We start from the raw sequence: 13,966 nt of genomic DNA, 5'->3' as shown, positions 1-13,966 counted from the left end.
GAGATGACTGCCACGGTTACCGAGAAGGACAACAGCGGCGCGGCAGGTGCCGTGGGCCGCGTCGCCCGGGTCATCGGCCCGGTCGTCGACATCGAGTTCCCCGCGGACGCGATGCCCGACATCTACAACGCGCTCGAGGTGGACATCACCTTGAACGACGTCACGGCCACGATCACCCTCGAGGTCGCGCTGCACGTCGGCGACAACATCGTCCGGGCGATCTCGATGAAGCCCACCGACGGCCTGGTCCGCGGCGCCGAGGTGCGTGACACCGGCGCGGCGATCTCCGTGCCGGTCGGCGACGTCACCAAGGGCCGGGTCTGGTCGGTGACCGGCAAGTGCCTGAACCAGGACGAGTCCGAGTTCGAGATCACCGAGCGCTGGCCGATCCACCGCAAGGCGCCGGCCTTCGACCAGCTCGAGTCCAAGACCGAGATGCTGGAGACCGGCATCAAGGTGCTGGACCTGCTCACCCCGTACGTGCAGGGCGGCAAGATCGGCCTGTTCGGCGGCGCGGGCGTCGGCAAGACCGTCATGATCCAGGAGATGATCTACCGGATCGCGCACAACTTCGGTGGCACCTCGGTGTTCGCCGGCGTCGGTGAGCGCACCCGTGAGGGCAACGACCTGATCGGTGAGATGGAAGACGCGGGCGTCTTCAAGGACACCGCGCTGGTCTTCGGCCAGATGGACGAGCCGCCGGGCACCCGGCTGCGTGTCGCGCTGTCCGCGCTGACGATGGCGGAGTACTTCCGCGACGTGAAGGAGCAGGACGTACTGCTCTTCATCGACAACATCTTCCGCTTCACCCAGGCCGGTTCCGAGGTCTCCACGCTGCTCGGCCGGATGCCGTCGGCCGTTGGTTACCAGCCGAACCTGGCCGACGAGATGGGCATCCTGCAGGAGCGGATCACGTCGACCCGCGGTCACTCGATCACCTCGATGCAGGCGATCTACGTGCCCGCCGACGACTACACCGACCCGGCGCCGGCCACCACCTTCGCGCACCTGGACGCGACCACCGAGCTGTCGCGTGACATCGCGTCGCGTGGTCTGTACCCGGCCGTCGACCCGCTGACCTCCACGTCGCGGATCCTCGACCCGCAGTACATCGGCCAGGAGCACTACGACGTGGCCGTCCGGGTGAAGCAGATCCTGCAGAAGAACAAGGAACTGCAGGACATCATCGCCATCCTGGGTGTCGACGAGCTCTCCGAAGAGGACAAGATCACCGTCGCCCGCGCGCGCCGGATCGAGCAGTTCCTCTCGCAGAACACGTACATGGCGGAGAAGTTCACCAACACGCCGGGTTCGACGGTGCCGCTGAAGGACACCATCGAGTCGTTCAAGAAGATCACCGAGGGCGAGTGCGACCACATCGCCGAGCAGGCCTTCTTCAACGTCGGTTCGCTCGACGACGTCGAGCGGCGTTGGGCTGAGCTCCAGAAGGAACTCTGATGGCTGACGAGTCCGGCAAGCACCTCGAGGTCGCGCTGGTCGCGGCCGAACGGGTGGTCTGGGAGGGACAGGCGAAGATCGTCATCGCCCGTACCACCGATGGCGACATCGGTATCCTCCCCGGCCACGCGCCGCTGCTGGGTCTGCTGCAGGGCGGCACCGTCCAGGTGCGGACGGTCGACGACGAGTACTTCGTCGCGGCCGCTCCGGACGGCTTCATCTCGGTGGCGCACGACCGGGTCTCGATCCTGGCCGAGAACGCCGAGATGGGGCACGACATCGACCTGGAAGAGGCCAAGCTGGCGCTCGAGCAGGCTCAGGCCACCGGGACCGACAGCGAGGACGAGCAGGAGCAGGTCCGGCTCGCCGAGGCCAGGGTGAGGGCCGCCGAGAAGGCGTCCTGAACCCACCTGCCATAATTGAAAAGAGTTGGATTCAGTACGGTTCGGGGATGGCGTCACCACAGCGAGGGCGCCAGGAATGAGGTTGGCAACTTATGAGCACAGTCCTCGAATTGGTCGGGGTCTGTTGCCTTGCTGCCGTACTGCTGATCATCGCTTTCGCGTGCCGTCGTCGCTGGTTGTCCAGGGACGGCGGCACGTTCGATTGCAGCCTGCAACTGGCTGAGAAGGACCACGGCCGCGGCTGGGCGCTGGGACTGGCCCGCTACGTCGGCGACGACCTGCAGTGGTTCCGGGTCTTCAGCCTGGCCTGGTGGCCGAAGCTGACCGTCAACCGCCGCCAGCTCGAAGGCGTGACCACCCGCCGCCCGATGGGCAACGAGCCGCTCGTGACGTACGCCGGCCACGTCATCGTCGACGCCGAGCTGCGCGACCGGACCGTGCACTTCGCGATGACCGAGGAGGCCCTCACCGGCGTCCTCGCCTGGATGGAATCCGCACCGCCCAGCACCCAGACGTACCTGTAGGTGCCGGCCGCGATCGTGAACGGCCTCAGCCCGGTCGTCGTGGAGAACGCGGTCGGGGAGGCCGCCTACGCCAGAGGACTCGGCTACGCCCAGGGCGGCGCGGTCCGCTCGGTCTCGTGGGACTCGTCGGCCAGTACGCTCCGCGGCCAGGTCCGCGCGGAGCTGGAGAGCCTGTACGACGTCGTCATCTACCTGACCTTCGCCGACGACGGCCAGGTGGACTACCTCGACGGTGAATGCAGCTGCGAGGTCGGGTTCGACTGCAAGCACGTGGCCGCGCTGGCGCTGGAAGCGATCATGTCCGCCGCGGAGCCCACCGCGGCCGCAGGTCCGGCCAGGCGAGCTGCCGGCTGGGAGTCGTCGTTGGGGTCGCTGGTCGGTCGGGGGCCCACCGCCGACCGACTGGGTTCCGCGCCGCTGGCGATCGAGCTGACCCTGCTGACGCCTACCCAGTACTCGACCAAGCGCCGGTCCAACTCCGACAGCCCGATGGTCAGCGCCCGGGTGGTGCGGCAGGGCAAGAAGGGCTGGATCCGGGGCAATCTGACCTGGACGACGCTGGACAACCCGTACGGCGAGTTGGTCAAGGCCCAGTCGCAGGCGCTGCAGGAGCTCTACGCGTCGTACAGCTCGCGGCGATCCAGGTCGTACTACCACGGCGACGAGAAGACGATCGAGCTGTCGGCCTTCGACAGCCGGCAGCTCTGGCCGTTGCTGGACCAGGCGCTGGCCGCGGGCGTCCGGCTCGTCTACAGCAAGAAGGCGATGGGAGATCTTGAGCCGTACGGCGTGGCCGAGTTCGGTCTGGACGTCACGAACGACTCGTCGGGTGACCTGCTGATCAGGCCGGTCATCCGGATCGAGGGCGACCCGGAGGTCGTGCCCGTCGAATTCATCGGCGCCGAGGGCCACGGGCTGGTGTGGATCGACCGGTCGGCTCTCAATCCGGCGGCGAATCTGGAGGAGTTGCGGTTCCGGCTGGCCAAGCTGACCCGGTCGGTGCCGCCGGAGCTCCAGCAGGTCGCCCTGACCGGGCAGGAGCTGCGGATCCCGGCGGCCGACAGCGCCCGCTTTCGGGCTGAGTACTTCCCCAGGCTTCGCCAGGTGGCCGAGGTGCTCTCCTCCGACGACTCGTTCGCCCCGCCGACGATCTCTGGCCCGGAGCTGAGTCTGCAGGCGGAGTACGGGGCTGACCACGCGCTCGACCTGCGCTGGAGCTGGCTCTATCGGGTCGACGACTCCGAGCTGCGAGTGCCGGTCGCCGAGACCTCCGGGCCAGGCGAGATCTACCGCGATCTGGATCAGGAGCGCGAGATCCTCGCCGGCCTCGATCTGCAGCCGGAGTTGCTCCCCGAGACGCTGCAGGAGTTCGACACGGTCCGGTTCAGCACCGAGCTGCTTCCGCAACTGGTCGCGGACCCGCTGGTGGACGTCGAGGTGACCGGTACGCCGGCCAAGTACCGCGAGGTCGGCGATCTGGTCACCGTCGGCGTCACCACCTCGGCGCCGCCCGGTGAGACGGACTGGCTCGATCTCGCGATCACGCTGATGGTCGAGGGCCAGCGGGTTCCGTTCGTCAACATCTTCCGTGCGCTGGCGATCGGCAAGACGTCGGTACTGCTGACCAGTGGCGCCTACTTCAGCCTGCAGAAGCCGGAGCTGAAGGCGTTGCGGGCGCTGATCGACGAGGCGCAAGCGCTGCAGGACATCCCCAACGATCAGCTGAGGATCAGCCGGTACCAGGTCAGCTTCTTCGACGAGCTGGAGCGGCTCGGCGTCGCGGAGCACCAGGCCGAGGGCTGGCAGCAACAACTGGCCGCGCTGCGCTCCGTGGACACGACCGACGCGACCCCGCTGCCGGCGACGATCGAGGCGGCGCTGCGGCCGTACCAGCTGGAAGGTTTCCGCTGGCTGGCCTTCCTCTGGAAGTTCGGGCTCGGCGGCATTCTGGCCGACGACATGGGGCTCGGCAAAACATTGCAGGCGTTGGCGTTGATCGCTCATGCCAAGGAAAGAGAGAACCCCGGACCGTTCCTGATCGTCGCGCCGACCAGCGTCGTGTCGAACTGGCCGTCCGAGGCGGCGCGCTTCGCGCCGAGCCTGAAGGTGGTGACGATCGCCGACACCTTGCGCCGTCGCGGCCAGCGTCTCGACGAGGCGATCGGCGACGCCGACGTGGTGGTGACGTCGTACACGCTGCTCCGCCTCGACATCGACGCGTACGCCGATCGCGCGTGGGCCGGCCTGGTGCTCGACGAGGCCCAGTTCACCAAGAACCATCAGTCGAAGCTCTACCAGTGCTGCCGACGGCTGCCGGCCCCGTTCAAACTGGCCATCACCGGTACGCCGATGGAGAACAACCTGATGGAGCTCTGGTCGCTCCTCTCGATCACGTCGCCCGGCCTGTTCCCCAGCCCGACCCACTTCGACCGGTACTACGTACGCCCGATCGAAAAGGATGCCGACGCCGACCGCCTGGCCCGGCTGCGTCGCCGGATCAAGCCCCTGGTCAAGCGCCGGACCAAGGAGCAGGTGGCTGCGGACCTGCCCGAGAAGCAGGAGCAGGTGCTCGAGGTGGAGCTCCATCCCCGGCACCGCAAGATCTACCAGACCCACCTGCAACGCGAGCGGCAGAAGGTCCTCGGCCTGGTCGCCGACTTCGACAAGAACCGATTCACCATCTTCCGGTCGCTGACCTTGCTCCGGCAGCTGAGCCTCCATGCGGGCTTGGTCGACGAGGCGCACAGCGAGCTGGCCAGCGCGAAGATCGACGCCCTGCTCGAACAGCTCCCGGACATCATCGGCAGCGGTCATCGTGCCCTGGTCTTCAGCCAGTTCACCGGCTTCCTCGAGCTGGTCCGGCAGCGGCTGGACGCGGAAGGGATCGAGTACTGCTACCTCGACGGCAGCACCAGCAATCGGCCCGCGGTACTGAAGAAATTCAAGGACGGTACTGCGCCGCTGTTCCTGATCAGCCTCAAGGCGGGCGGGGTCGGGCTGAACCTGACCGAGGCGGACTACTGCTTCCTGCTCGATCCGTGGTGGAACCCGGCGACCGAGGCGCAGGCGGTGGACCGGATCCACCGGATCGGCCAGCACAAGTCGGTGATGGTCTATCGGCTGATCGCGAAGGACACCATCGAGCAGAAGGTGATGGAGCTCAAGGACCGCAAGGCGGCCCTGTTCGCCAGCGTGATGGACGAGGGCAACGCCTTCGGCGCCGGGCTCAGCCCCGACGACATCCGCGGCCTGTTCAGTTGATCGGTCCGTCTAGGGTCGATACATGACGGGCATTCTGCTGGAACTGGATCTGACGCGTGGGGTCCTGGAGACTCCGCCTGCTTCGCCGCTGGCCGCTTTCCGGGCCCGGCACCTGCCGACCATGCGGGAGCTGGTGCGGGCGCTGCGCAAGGGCGCCGAGGACGACCAGGTGGTCGGGCTGGTCGCGCATCTGGGCGGGCCGGCGCTGTCGCTGGCCCAGGTACAGGACCTGCGGGAGGCCGTGGCGGACTTCCGGGCGTCGGGGAAGGGTGCGGTCGCCTGGACCGAGTCGTTCGGCGAGATCGGCGGCGGGACGGTGCCGTACTACCTGGCGACAGCGTTCGACGAGATCTGGCTGCAGCCGTCGGGGGATCTGGCGATCACCGGGGTGTCCATTCAGGCGACCTTCATCAAGGGGGCGCTGGACAAGGCGGGGGTGATTCCGCAGTTCGGCCGGCGCCGGGAGTACAAGTCGGCGGTGGAGACCTTCACCGAGAAGGAGATGTCCGGGCCGGCCCGCGAGATGGCGTCGCGGCTGGCGGAGTCGGCGTACGAGCAGATCGTCGAGGGCATCGCAGTACGGCGCCGGCTGGAGCCTGCGAAGGTACGCGAGCTCGTCGACGACGCGCCCCTGTCAGCGGACGCCGGACGTGAGGCTGGTCTCGTCGACAAGCTCGGCTATCGGTCGGATGTGTACGACGAGCTGGAGAAGCGGCTGGGGGAGACCACGCCGCTCCTGGCCGAGCGGTACGTCCGCCGCGGACCCAGGACGCTGCAGGAGGTCCGCAAGAATCTCCCCTGGCCGCAGAAGCCTGTAGTAGCGGTGATCCGGATCAGCGGCGGCATCAGTGTCGGCCGCAATTCGGGTGGTGGACCCATCGGCGGCCCCGGCTCGGGCTCGGACACCATTGGAGCCGCCCTGCGCGCTGTAGCCGAGGACGACAAGGTCAAGGCCGTCGTACTCCGGGTAGACAGCCCAGGCGGCTCCTACGTCGCCTCAGACGCCATCCGTCACGAGGTACTCCGCCTACGGGCCACCGGCCGCCCAGTAGTCGCCTCCATGGGCAGCGTCGCAGCGTCAGGCGGCTACTTCGTCGCCATGCCCGCAGACGTCATCGTCGCCCAGCCGGGCACCATCACCGGCTCCATCGGCGTCTTCTCCGGCAAGGGCGTGGTGCGGGACGCCCTAGGCCGCATCGGCATCTCCCAAGAGGCTGTGTCGGAAGGCGCCAACGCCCGGATGTACTCCGCCCAGGAGGAGTTCACCACTGAGCAGTGGGAGCGCCTCGAAGAGACCCTGGACCGCATCTACGAGGACTTCGTCGCCAAAGCCGCCCAGGACCGCGGCCTCCCCGTCGCAGACCTGGAAGCCCTGGCCCGTGGCCGGGTCTGGACCGGCGCCGACGCCCACGAGCGCAAGCTGGTCGACGAGCTCGGCGGCTTCGAGCACGCTCTGCGACTGGCCTGCAACCGCGCAGGCCTCGACAGGGACAACATCACCCTCACCGCAGCGCCTCACCGGTCCCTGATCGACCGCCTGCGCCCGCCGGAGTCCACGGACGACCTGGCGGCCACAGCGAAGTCCTGGACCGCAGACGGCCTCACCAGCACCATCTACGCGGCCCTAGGCCTCCCACCCACCGGCATCCTCACGATGCCGATGAGCTGGCGCCTTACTTAGGGTCGCGGTCTCCGCCCGGGACCCAGAGGACGTCGCCGCCCGAGGACAGGTTGGCTACCCGGCCGAGGATGAACAGCAGGTCCGACAGGCGGTTCAGGTACGTGATGGCGAGCAGGTTGACCGTCGGGCCGTGGGTCTCGACGGCGGTCCAGGCGGAGCGTTCCGCGCGGCGGGTGACCGTGCGGGCGACGTTGAGATACGCGGCACCCGGCGTACCGCCCGGGAGGATGAAGGAGCGGAGTTTGGTGAGGCGGTTGTTGTACTCGTCGCACCAGCCCTCGAGCCGGTCGACGTAGTCCTGAGTGATCCGCAGGGGCGGGTACTCCGGGTCCGCGGAGATGGGGTTGCACAGGTCGGCGCCGACGTCGAAGAGGTCGTTCTGGATCCTGGTCAGCAGCAGCACCAGGGAACTGTTCAGGTGGCCGGCCGCGATCGCGACGCCGATCGAGGAGTTCGCCTCGTCGACATCGCCGTACGCCACCACCCGTGGGTCGGTCTTCGATGCCTTGCTCATGTCGCCCAGGCGGGTCTCGCCGGCGTCTCCGGTCCGGGTATAGATCCGCGTCAAGTTCACAGCCATGTCACGGCACTCTACGCAAGCTTGCGACGACGAGCCGATACAGTCAGCGGGTGGAACGGTTTCGGATCGCAGGTGAGGCACGGCTCGAGGGCAGCGTCGAGGTGGCGGGCGCGAAGAACAGCGTGCTGAAGCTGATGGCGGCGGCACTGCTGGCAGAGGGTACGACGACGCTGCGGCAGGTGCCCAGCATTCTCGACGTCACCTTCATGGCCCAGTTGCTGGACACCCTCGGCTGCTCGGTGAAGATCGACGCGGACTCGGCCAGCGCGACGATCGCGGTACCGGCCGAGATCGGCTACCAGTGCGACTACGAGCTGGTCCGCAAGCTCCGCGCCTCGATTTCGGTGCTCGGCCCGCTGCTGGGCCGCTGTGGCCGCGCCGAGGTGGCGCTGCCGGGTGGCGACAACATCGGCTCCCGCGGGCTCAACATGCACGTCGCCGGGCTCGAGTCGATGGGCGCGAAAGTCCATATCGAGCACGGTTTCGTGATCGCCGAGGCGCCGCAGGGCCTGCACGGCGCGGAGGTCTGGCTGGACTTCCCGAGCGTCGGCGCGACCGAGACGATCATGATGGCCGCGGTGCTGGCCAAGGGCACCACGGTGATCGAGAACGCGGCCCGCGAGCCCGAGATCCAGGACATCGCCGCGATGCTGGTCGAGATGGGCGCGGTGATCGACGGCGCCGGTACGCCGAGAATCGAGGTCACCGGCGTCGACGGCCTGCTCAAGCCGGTCGATCATGTGACCGTCCCGGACCGGATCGTCTCCGGCAGCTGGGCGTTCGCCGCCGCCATCACCAAGGGTGACGTGACGATCTCGAACGGTCACGCCGAGCACCTCGAGCTCCCACTGGACAAGCTGCACAAGGCCGGCGCCGAGATCACCATCCTGAATCCGGGCTTCCGCGTCGTCATGCACGACCGCCCGAAGCCGGTCGACGTCGTCACGCTGCCCTACCCGGGGTTCGCGACCGATCTGCAGGCGTTCGTGATCGCGATGAACGCGCTCAGCGACGGCGCCGCGATGGTCACCGAGAACCTCTTCGAGGGCCGCTTCACCTTCGCCCAGGAGCTGACCCGGCTCGGCGCCCACATCCAGACGGACGGCCACCACGCCGTCGTCCGGGGTGTCCCGCGGCTGTCCGGCGCCCCGGTCGTCGCCAGCGACATCCGCGCCGGTGCTGCGTTGGTCATCGCCGGCCTCGCGGCCGAGGGCGAGACATTGGTCTCAGCAGCCCACCACGTCCACCGCGGCTACACCGACTTCGCGGGCAACCTGCGCCGCCTGGGCGCCGACGTGACCGTAGAGCCGGACGACGCCGAGCTGTACTGGAACTGAATGCTCTAGGGTCGGTCGCATGACTGAGCGCGTGATCAAGCCCGTCGGCCGTGGTTTCCTCTTCCTCGACTCGCACCCAGCCGGGTGCGAGCAGATCGTCCGGGGGCTGACGGAGCAGGTCGAGGCGCGGACGCCGCAGACGCGTCCGGTCGCGCTCGTGATCGGGTCCAGCTCGGGCTACGGCCTGGCGGCGACGATCGCCGGTCTGGCGCGCTACGGCATCGACGGCATCGGGGTCTCGTTCGAGAAGGCGCCGGCCCGGCGTACGGCGACCGCGGGCTGGTACCGCACTGCTGCGACCGCCGCGTACGCCGAAACCGTCGGCAGCACGTTCCACTTCATCAACGCGGACGCCTTCGCCGACACGACCAAGGCAGACGTGCTCGACCTGCTGCAGGAGAAGTTCGGGGGAGTCGACTACCTGATCTACAGCGTCGCCGCGCCCCGCCGGGTCGACCCGCGCACCGATACGACGTACCAGTCGGCCATCAAGGCGATCGGTCAGGCCGCGGAGACCAAGAGCCTCGCGTACGACGACGGCCAGCCAGTACTCCAGGAGGTCGGCATCGAGGTCGCCACCGACGAGGAGATCGCCGAGACCGTCGCAGTCATGGGCGGAGAGGACTGGAGCCGCTGGGTGGACGCGCTGGAGGAGCGCAAGCTGCTCAAGGACGGGTTCACCACCGTCGCTCTCACCTACATCGGCAGCGAGCTCACTGGCCCGATCTACCGCCAGGGCTCGATCGGCGCCGCCAAGGCCCACCTGGAAGCCACTGCGCGGGACCTGAGCAGCAGGGACGGCGTACACGCCCGTACCTCGGTCAACGGCGCAGCAGTCACCCAGGCGTCGTCCGCGATCCCCGGCATCGGCCTGTACGTGAGCCTGCTCCACAAGGTGCTCGGCGACGGCCTGCAGACGCCCATGCAGCAGTCGATCTCCCTCTGGGATCAGCTGACCGGCGAGAAGCCCCTGGACCTGGATGAGGATGGCCGCATCCGCCTGGACCGCTGGGAACTGACCGACGACGTCCAAGCAGCCGTGCGCACCAAGTGGGACGAGGCAACCCAGGACAACATCGCCGAGGTGGCAGACACAGTCTGGTTCTACGAGGAGGTCCGCCGCCTCTACGGCTTCGACGTCCCCGGCGTGGACTACGAGGCCCCCGCAGAGGTCGACGTCGAATGGCCCACCTGATTCTCTTACGTCCGAAGAAGTGGAGTGGACGTACCTCCAGTTCTTCGGACGTAAGGAATTAGAGGGGCTTGAAGGAGACCATCTCGAGGACCAGGTCGCCTGCCTCGTCGGAGGCGTCCAGGTCGATGGTGGCGGTGATTCGCCAGTCGTGGTTGCCCTCTGGGTCGTCGATGATCTGCTGGACTTCCCAGTAGCCGGGGTGCTCCTCGACGATGAAGAGGGCCGGCCCGCGGGCGGCAGGGCCGGTCGGTAGCGAGTCGTGCTCGGCGTAGTACGCAGTACCGGCCTCTGCCCAGCGTCCTGCGTCCCAGCCGGAGTCGTTGTCGAGTTGGCCGAGTTCGGCCCAGCGGTGCATCGCGACGAGCTCGACGCGGCGGAACATGGCGTTGCGGACGAGTACCCGGAAAGCCCTTGTGTTCAAGGTGATTCGGCGCGGGCCTTGGAGGACCGGTACGACGACCTCCTCGGTCGTCGGGTTGGTCAGCTCCTCCCACTCGTCGAGCAGGCTGGAGTCGGTCTGCCGGACGACCTCGCCGAGCCACTCGATCAGGTCGGTCAGGTCCTCGTTCACCTTGTCCGGCGGGACGGTCTGGCGGAGCGCCTTGTACGCGTCGCTGAGGTAGCGCAGGACGATGCCCTCGGAGCGCGCCAGCGCGTAGTACTGGATGTACTCACCGAACGTCATCGCGCGCTCGAACATGTCCCGCACGACGGACTTCGGCGACAGCCCGGCCTCGGCGATCCACGGATGGGTCTGCCGGTAGATGTCCAAGGTTGCCTCTAGCAACTCTTCGAGCGGCTTCGGCCAGCTGATCTCGTCGAGCAGCTCCATCCGCTCCTCGTACTCGATCCCGTCGGCCTTCATCCCCTGCACGGCCTCGCCCTTGGCGTGGTGCAGCTGGGCCATCAGAATCGCCCGCGGGTCCTCCAGCGTCGCCTCGACCACGGACACGACATCCAAGGCATACAGCGGGTCTTCAGGATCGAGCAGATCGAGCGCGGCCAGCGCGAAGGTGGACAGCGGCTGGTTCAGCGAGAAGTCCTTCTGCAGGTCGACCGTCAGCCGCAGCGTCCGGCCGTTCTCGTCGGGCTCGTCGAGTCGCTCGACCACGCCCGCGGTGAGCAGCGTGCGGTAGATCTGGATCGCCCGCCGGATCAGCCGCAGCTGCGCCTTGGAGTCCTCGTGGTTGTCCTGCAGCAGGTGCCGCATGCTGGCGAACGCGTCGCCGTCGCGGGCGATCACGTTCAGCAGCATCGCGTGGCTGACCCGCATCCGCGACTGCAGCGGCTCGGGGTCGGCGGCGACCAGCCGGTCGAAGGTGTCCTCGCCCCAGGTGACGAAACCCTCCGGCGGCTTCTTGCGCTGCACCCGGCGCTGCTTCTTCGGATCGTCGCCGGCCTTCGCCATCAGCCGGACGTTCTCCACCACGTGATCCGGCGCCTGGACGACGACGGTGCCGGAGGTGTCGTACCCGGCGCGGCCCGCGCGACCGGCGATCTGGTGGAACTCACGCGCCTTGAGGATGCGCTGGCGGCGGCCGTCGTACTTGCTCAGCGCGGTCAGCAGGACGGTACGGATCGGGACGTTGATGCCGACGCCGAGGGTGTCGGTGCCGCAGATGACCTTCAGCAACCCCGCCTGCGCGAGCTGCTCGACCAACCGCCGGTACTTCGGCAGCATGCCGGCGTGGTGGACGCCGATGCCGTGCATGATCAGCCGCTGGAGCGTCTTGCCGAAGCCAGGGCTGAACCGGAAGTGCCCGATCAGCTCCTTGATCTTGTCCTTCTCCTCCTTCGTGCAGACGTTGATGCTGGTCAGCGCCTGAGCACGCTCCAGGGCGGAGGCCTGGGTGAAGTGGACGACGTACACGGGGGACTGGTGGGTGACCAGGAGCTCGGCGAGCGTCTCGTGCAGCGGCGAGGTGACGTACTTGTAGACCAGCGGCACGGGTCGCTCGGCCGACGAGACGATCGCGGTCGGCCGGCCGGTCCGCCGGTTGAGGTCGATCTTGAACCGCTCGACATCGCCGAGGGTCGCCGACATCAGGATGAACTGCGCGTCGGGCAGCTCGAGCAGCGGTACCTGCCACGCCCAGCCGCGATCGGGCTCGGAGTAGAAGTGGAACTCGTCCATCACCACCTGACCGACATCGGCGGCCCGGCCCTCGCGCAATGCGACGTTGGCCAGCACTTCGGCGGTACAGCAGATGATCGGCGCGCTCGCGTTGACGGACGCGTCCCCGGTCAGCATCCCGACCTTGTCCGCCCCGAAGACATCACACAACGCAAAGAACTTCTCGGACACCAGCGCCTTGATCGGGGCCGTGTAGAACGTCCGCTTCCCGTTGGCCAGTGCGGCGAAGTGCGACCCGGTCGCCACCAGGCTCTTCCCCGACCCGGTCGGCGTCGACAGGATCACGTTCGACCCCGTCATCACCTCGATCAACGCTTCTTCCTGCGCCGGATACAGCGAAATCCCCTGCTCACCCACCCAGGTGGCAAAGGCGTCGTACAGGGCATCGACTTCGGTGGTTCCCGGCAGCTTCTCGGTGAGCGTCATCCCCACCATTGTCCCGCATGACTCAGAACAGCCCCGCCATCAGGTCCGCGGGGTCCCTGGACGCCGGCCAATCGCTGACCTGGCCGTCCCCGAGCTCGACGATCCGCCACTCGCCGTCGGTACGCCGTACCAGGTCGACCGTCACGAACGGCAGCGCCAGATCGCTGACCAGCGGCTCGACCTCGACCAGATCGAGTCCCTTGGGCAGCTCGTCCGGGGTGTCGGGGTGGGGCGTGACCAGGACGCACCGGCCGCCGACCCACCAGGTCCGTGCCTCGGCGCCGGTGAACTGCTCGAACCGCCGGAGCACCAAGCCGCCGGTGAACGAGTCGCCCCGCAGTTCGAGGAACCGCTCCGCCACCCGGCGGACGGCGTCCCGATCCGCCAGTTCGGGGATGAAGGCGGCCTCGTGCCAGTAGTGCTTCATCGACTTCACATGATCACGCAGTACGGCGGGTCCACGGCCGAGCCGGTCGCAGACGGCGTCGAGGCCGGCGAGATCCGGCCCGTCCGTCCAGGCCGACTCAGGGGTCAGCGGCAGCAAGGCGTCGTACCAGCCGGGCAGTTCGTGGGCGGTCCTGTACTCCTCGCCGGTGGTCCGCAACGTCACCCGGCGTGCATCGAGCGCCTTGGCGAAGCCGTCGTACTCGGCCGCCGTCATCATCCAGCCGCGGTAGACCGCGTCATCGCCCGCCGGTACCCCGGCCACCGCCTCGTCCGGCCGCCCGAGCGCATCGTGATCGATCCGCGCGACGGTGATCCCCGCATCGCGCGCCGCGCCGGCCTCCCTGGCGAAATGCGGATCCACTCGCCGCGGATTCAACGGGTCCCCCGGTACCAGCAGCATGGACTGAATTGTCCCTGGGGTGGTGGGGGATCGCCTGTTGGTTCCGCGTGGCTGGGGGAGGACTTGTGGCTGTAATCGGCCGAAACATGACTGATCGATGGGGCTTGTAGCTTCGCCCG

General features: G+C 67.9%; 10 protein-coding genes. 7 read left to right on the top strand and 3 right to left on the bottom strand.

Going from position 1 to position 13,966, the window contains the following annotated elements; all coding sequences use genetic code 11:
* The first annotated feature begins 3 nt into the window (after positions 1-3).
* From atpD to sppA, 5 genes are all read left to right on the top strand, one after another.
* Positions 4-1,458, top strand: coding sequence for a F0F1 ATP synthase subunit beta (atpD, locus tag ABD768_RS18110; RefSeq protein ID WP_343964010.1), 1,455 nt, complete (start codon positions 4-6; stop codon positions 1,456-1,458).
* Positions 1,458-1,862, top strand: coding sequence for a F0F1 ATP synthase subunit epsilon (locus ABD768_RS18105; RefSeq protein ID WP_343964008.1), 405 nt, complete (start codon positions 1,458-1,460; stop codon positions 1,860-1,862). Before atpD ends, ABD768_RS18105 begins: the two co-directional genes overlap by 1 nt.
* A 92-nt stretch (positions 1,863-1,954) precedes the next feature.
* On the top strand, positions 1,955-2,386 hold the full coding sequence (locus tag ABD768_RS18100) for a DUF2550 domain-containing protein (protein ID WP_328326862.1): 432 nt from the start codon (positions 1,955-1,957) through the stop codon (positions 2,384-2,386).
* Positions 2,387-5,647, top strand: coding sequence for a DEAD/DEAH box helicase (locus ABD768_RS18095; protein ID WP_344841940.1), 3,261 nt, complete (start codon positions 2,387-2,389; stop codon positions 5,645-5,647).
* A gap of 22 nt (positions 5,648-5,669) precedes the next feature.
* On the top strand, positions 5,670-7,328 hold the full coding sequence (sppA, locus tag ABD768_RS18090; protein ID WP_344841937.1) for a signal peptide peptidase SppA: 1,659 nt from the start codon (positions 5,670-5,672) through the stop codon (positions 7,326-7,328).
* On the opposite strand, the gene ABD768_RS18085 is transcribed toward sppA, so the two are convergent.
* A complete protein-coding gene (locus ABD768_RS18085) occupies positions 7,321-7,908 on the bottom strand; it encodes a cob(I)yrinic acid a,c-diamide adenosyltransferase (protein WP_343964000.1) in 588 nt (195 codons plus the stop codon). The two genes, sppA and ABD768_RS18085, sit on opposite strands and share 8 nt — an antisense overlap.
* 50 nt (positions 7,909-7,958) lie before the next feature.
* Here ABD768_RS18085 and murA point away from each other — a divergent pair, with 50 nt between their 5' ends.
* Together murA and fabV are read left to right on the top strand one after the other, a co-directional pair.
* The gene (gene murA / locus ABD768_RS18080) at positions 7,959-9,245 is read left to right on the top strand and encodes a UDP-N-acetylglucosamine 1-carboxyvinyltransferase (RefSeq protein ID WP_344841935.1); all 1,287 of its coding nucleotides are present in this window, start codon (positions 7,959-7,961) and stop codon (positions 9,243-9,245) included.
* 19 nt (positions 9,246-9,264) lie between these two features.
* Positions 9,265-10,440, top strand: a complete 1,176-nt coding sequence (gene fabV / locus ABD768_RS18075) for an enoyl-[acyl-carrier-protein] reductase FabV (protein WP_343963996.1) — start codon at positions 9,265-9,267, stop codon at positions 10,438-10,440.
* A 58-nt stretch (positions 10,441-10,498) separates the two neighbouring features.
* Here the strand turns inward: fabV and ABD768_RS18070 are convergent, their stop codons facing one another.
* Together ABD768_RS18070 and ABD768_RS18065 are read right to left on the bottom strand one after the other, a co-directional pair.
* Complete coding sequence (locus ABD768_RS18070; protein ID WP_343963994.1) at positions 10,499-13,000, bottom strand: DEAD/DEAH box helicase; 2,502 nt, start codon at positions 12,998-13,000, stop codon at positions 10,499-10,501.
* Between the two features lie 22 nt (positions 13,001-13,022).
* Positions 13,023-13,847, bottom strand: coding sequence for an ATP-grasp domain-containing protein (locus ABD768_RS18065; RefSeq protein WP_343963992.1), 825 nt, complete (start codon positions 13,845-13,847; stop codon positions 13,023-13,025).
* Between the last annotated feature and the right edge of the window lie 119 nt (positions 13,848-13,966).

The sequence above is a fragment of the Kribbella ginsengisoli genome, from assembly GCF_039537185.1.
GTDB lineage: Bacteria > Actinomycetota > Actinomycetes > Propionibacteriales > Kribbellaceae > Kribbella > Kribbella koreensis.
Note: the sequence above shows the minus strand (reverse complement) of the source record. Positions and strands in the feature narration are given on the sequence as shown.

Bases quoted from the DNA above. Each gene is read 5' to 3' on its own strand.
- ABD768_RS18085 (WP_343964000.1), bottom strand. From the start codon at position 7,908: ATGGCTGTGAACTTGACGCGGATCTATACCCGGACCGGAGACGCCGGC.
- fabV (WP_343963996.1), top strand. From the start codon at position 9,265: ATGACTGAGCGCGTGATCAAGCCCGTCGGCCGTGGTTTCCTCTTCCTC.
- sppA (WP_344841937.1), top strand. From the start codon at position 5,670: ATGACGGGCATTCTGCTGGAACTGGATCTGACGCGTGGGGTCCTGGAG.
- ABD768_RS18070 (WP_343963994.1), bottom strand. From the start codon at position 13,000: ATGACGCTCACCGAGAAGCTGCCGGGAACCACCGAAGTCGATGCCCTG.
- ABD768_RS18100 (WP_328326862.1), top strand. From the start codon at position 1,955: ATGAGCACAGTCCTCGAATTGGTCGGGGTCTGTTGCCTTGCTGCCGTA.
- ABD768_RS18065 (WP_343963992.1), bottom strand. From the start codon at position 13,847: ATGCTGCTGGTACCGGGGGACCCGTTGAATCCGCGGCGAGTGGATCCG.
- ABD768_RS18105 (WP_343964008.1), top strand. From the start codon at position 1,458: ATGGCTGACGAGTCCGGCAAGCACCTCGAGGTCGCGCTGGTCGCGGCC.
- atpD (WP_343964010.1), top strand. From the start codon at position 4: ATGACTGCCACGGTTACCGAGAAGGACAACAGCGGCGCGGCAGGTGCC.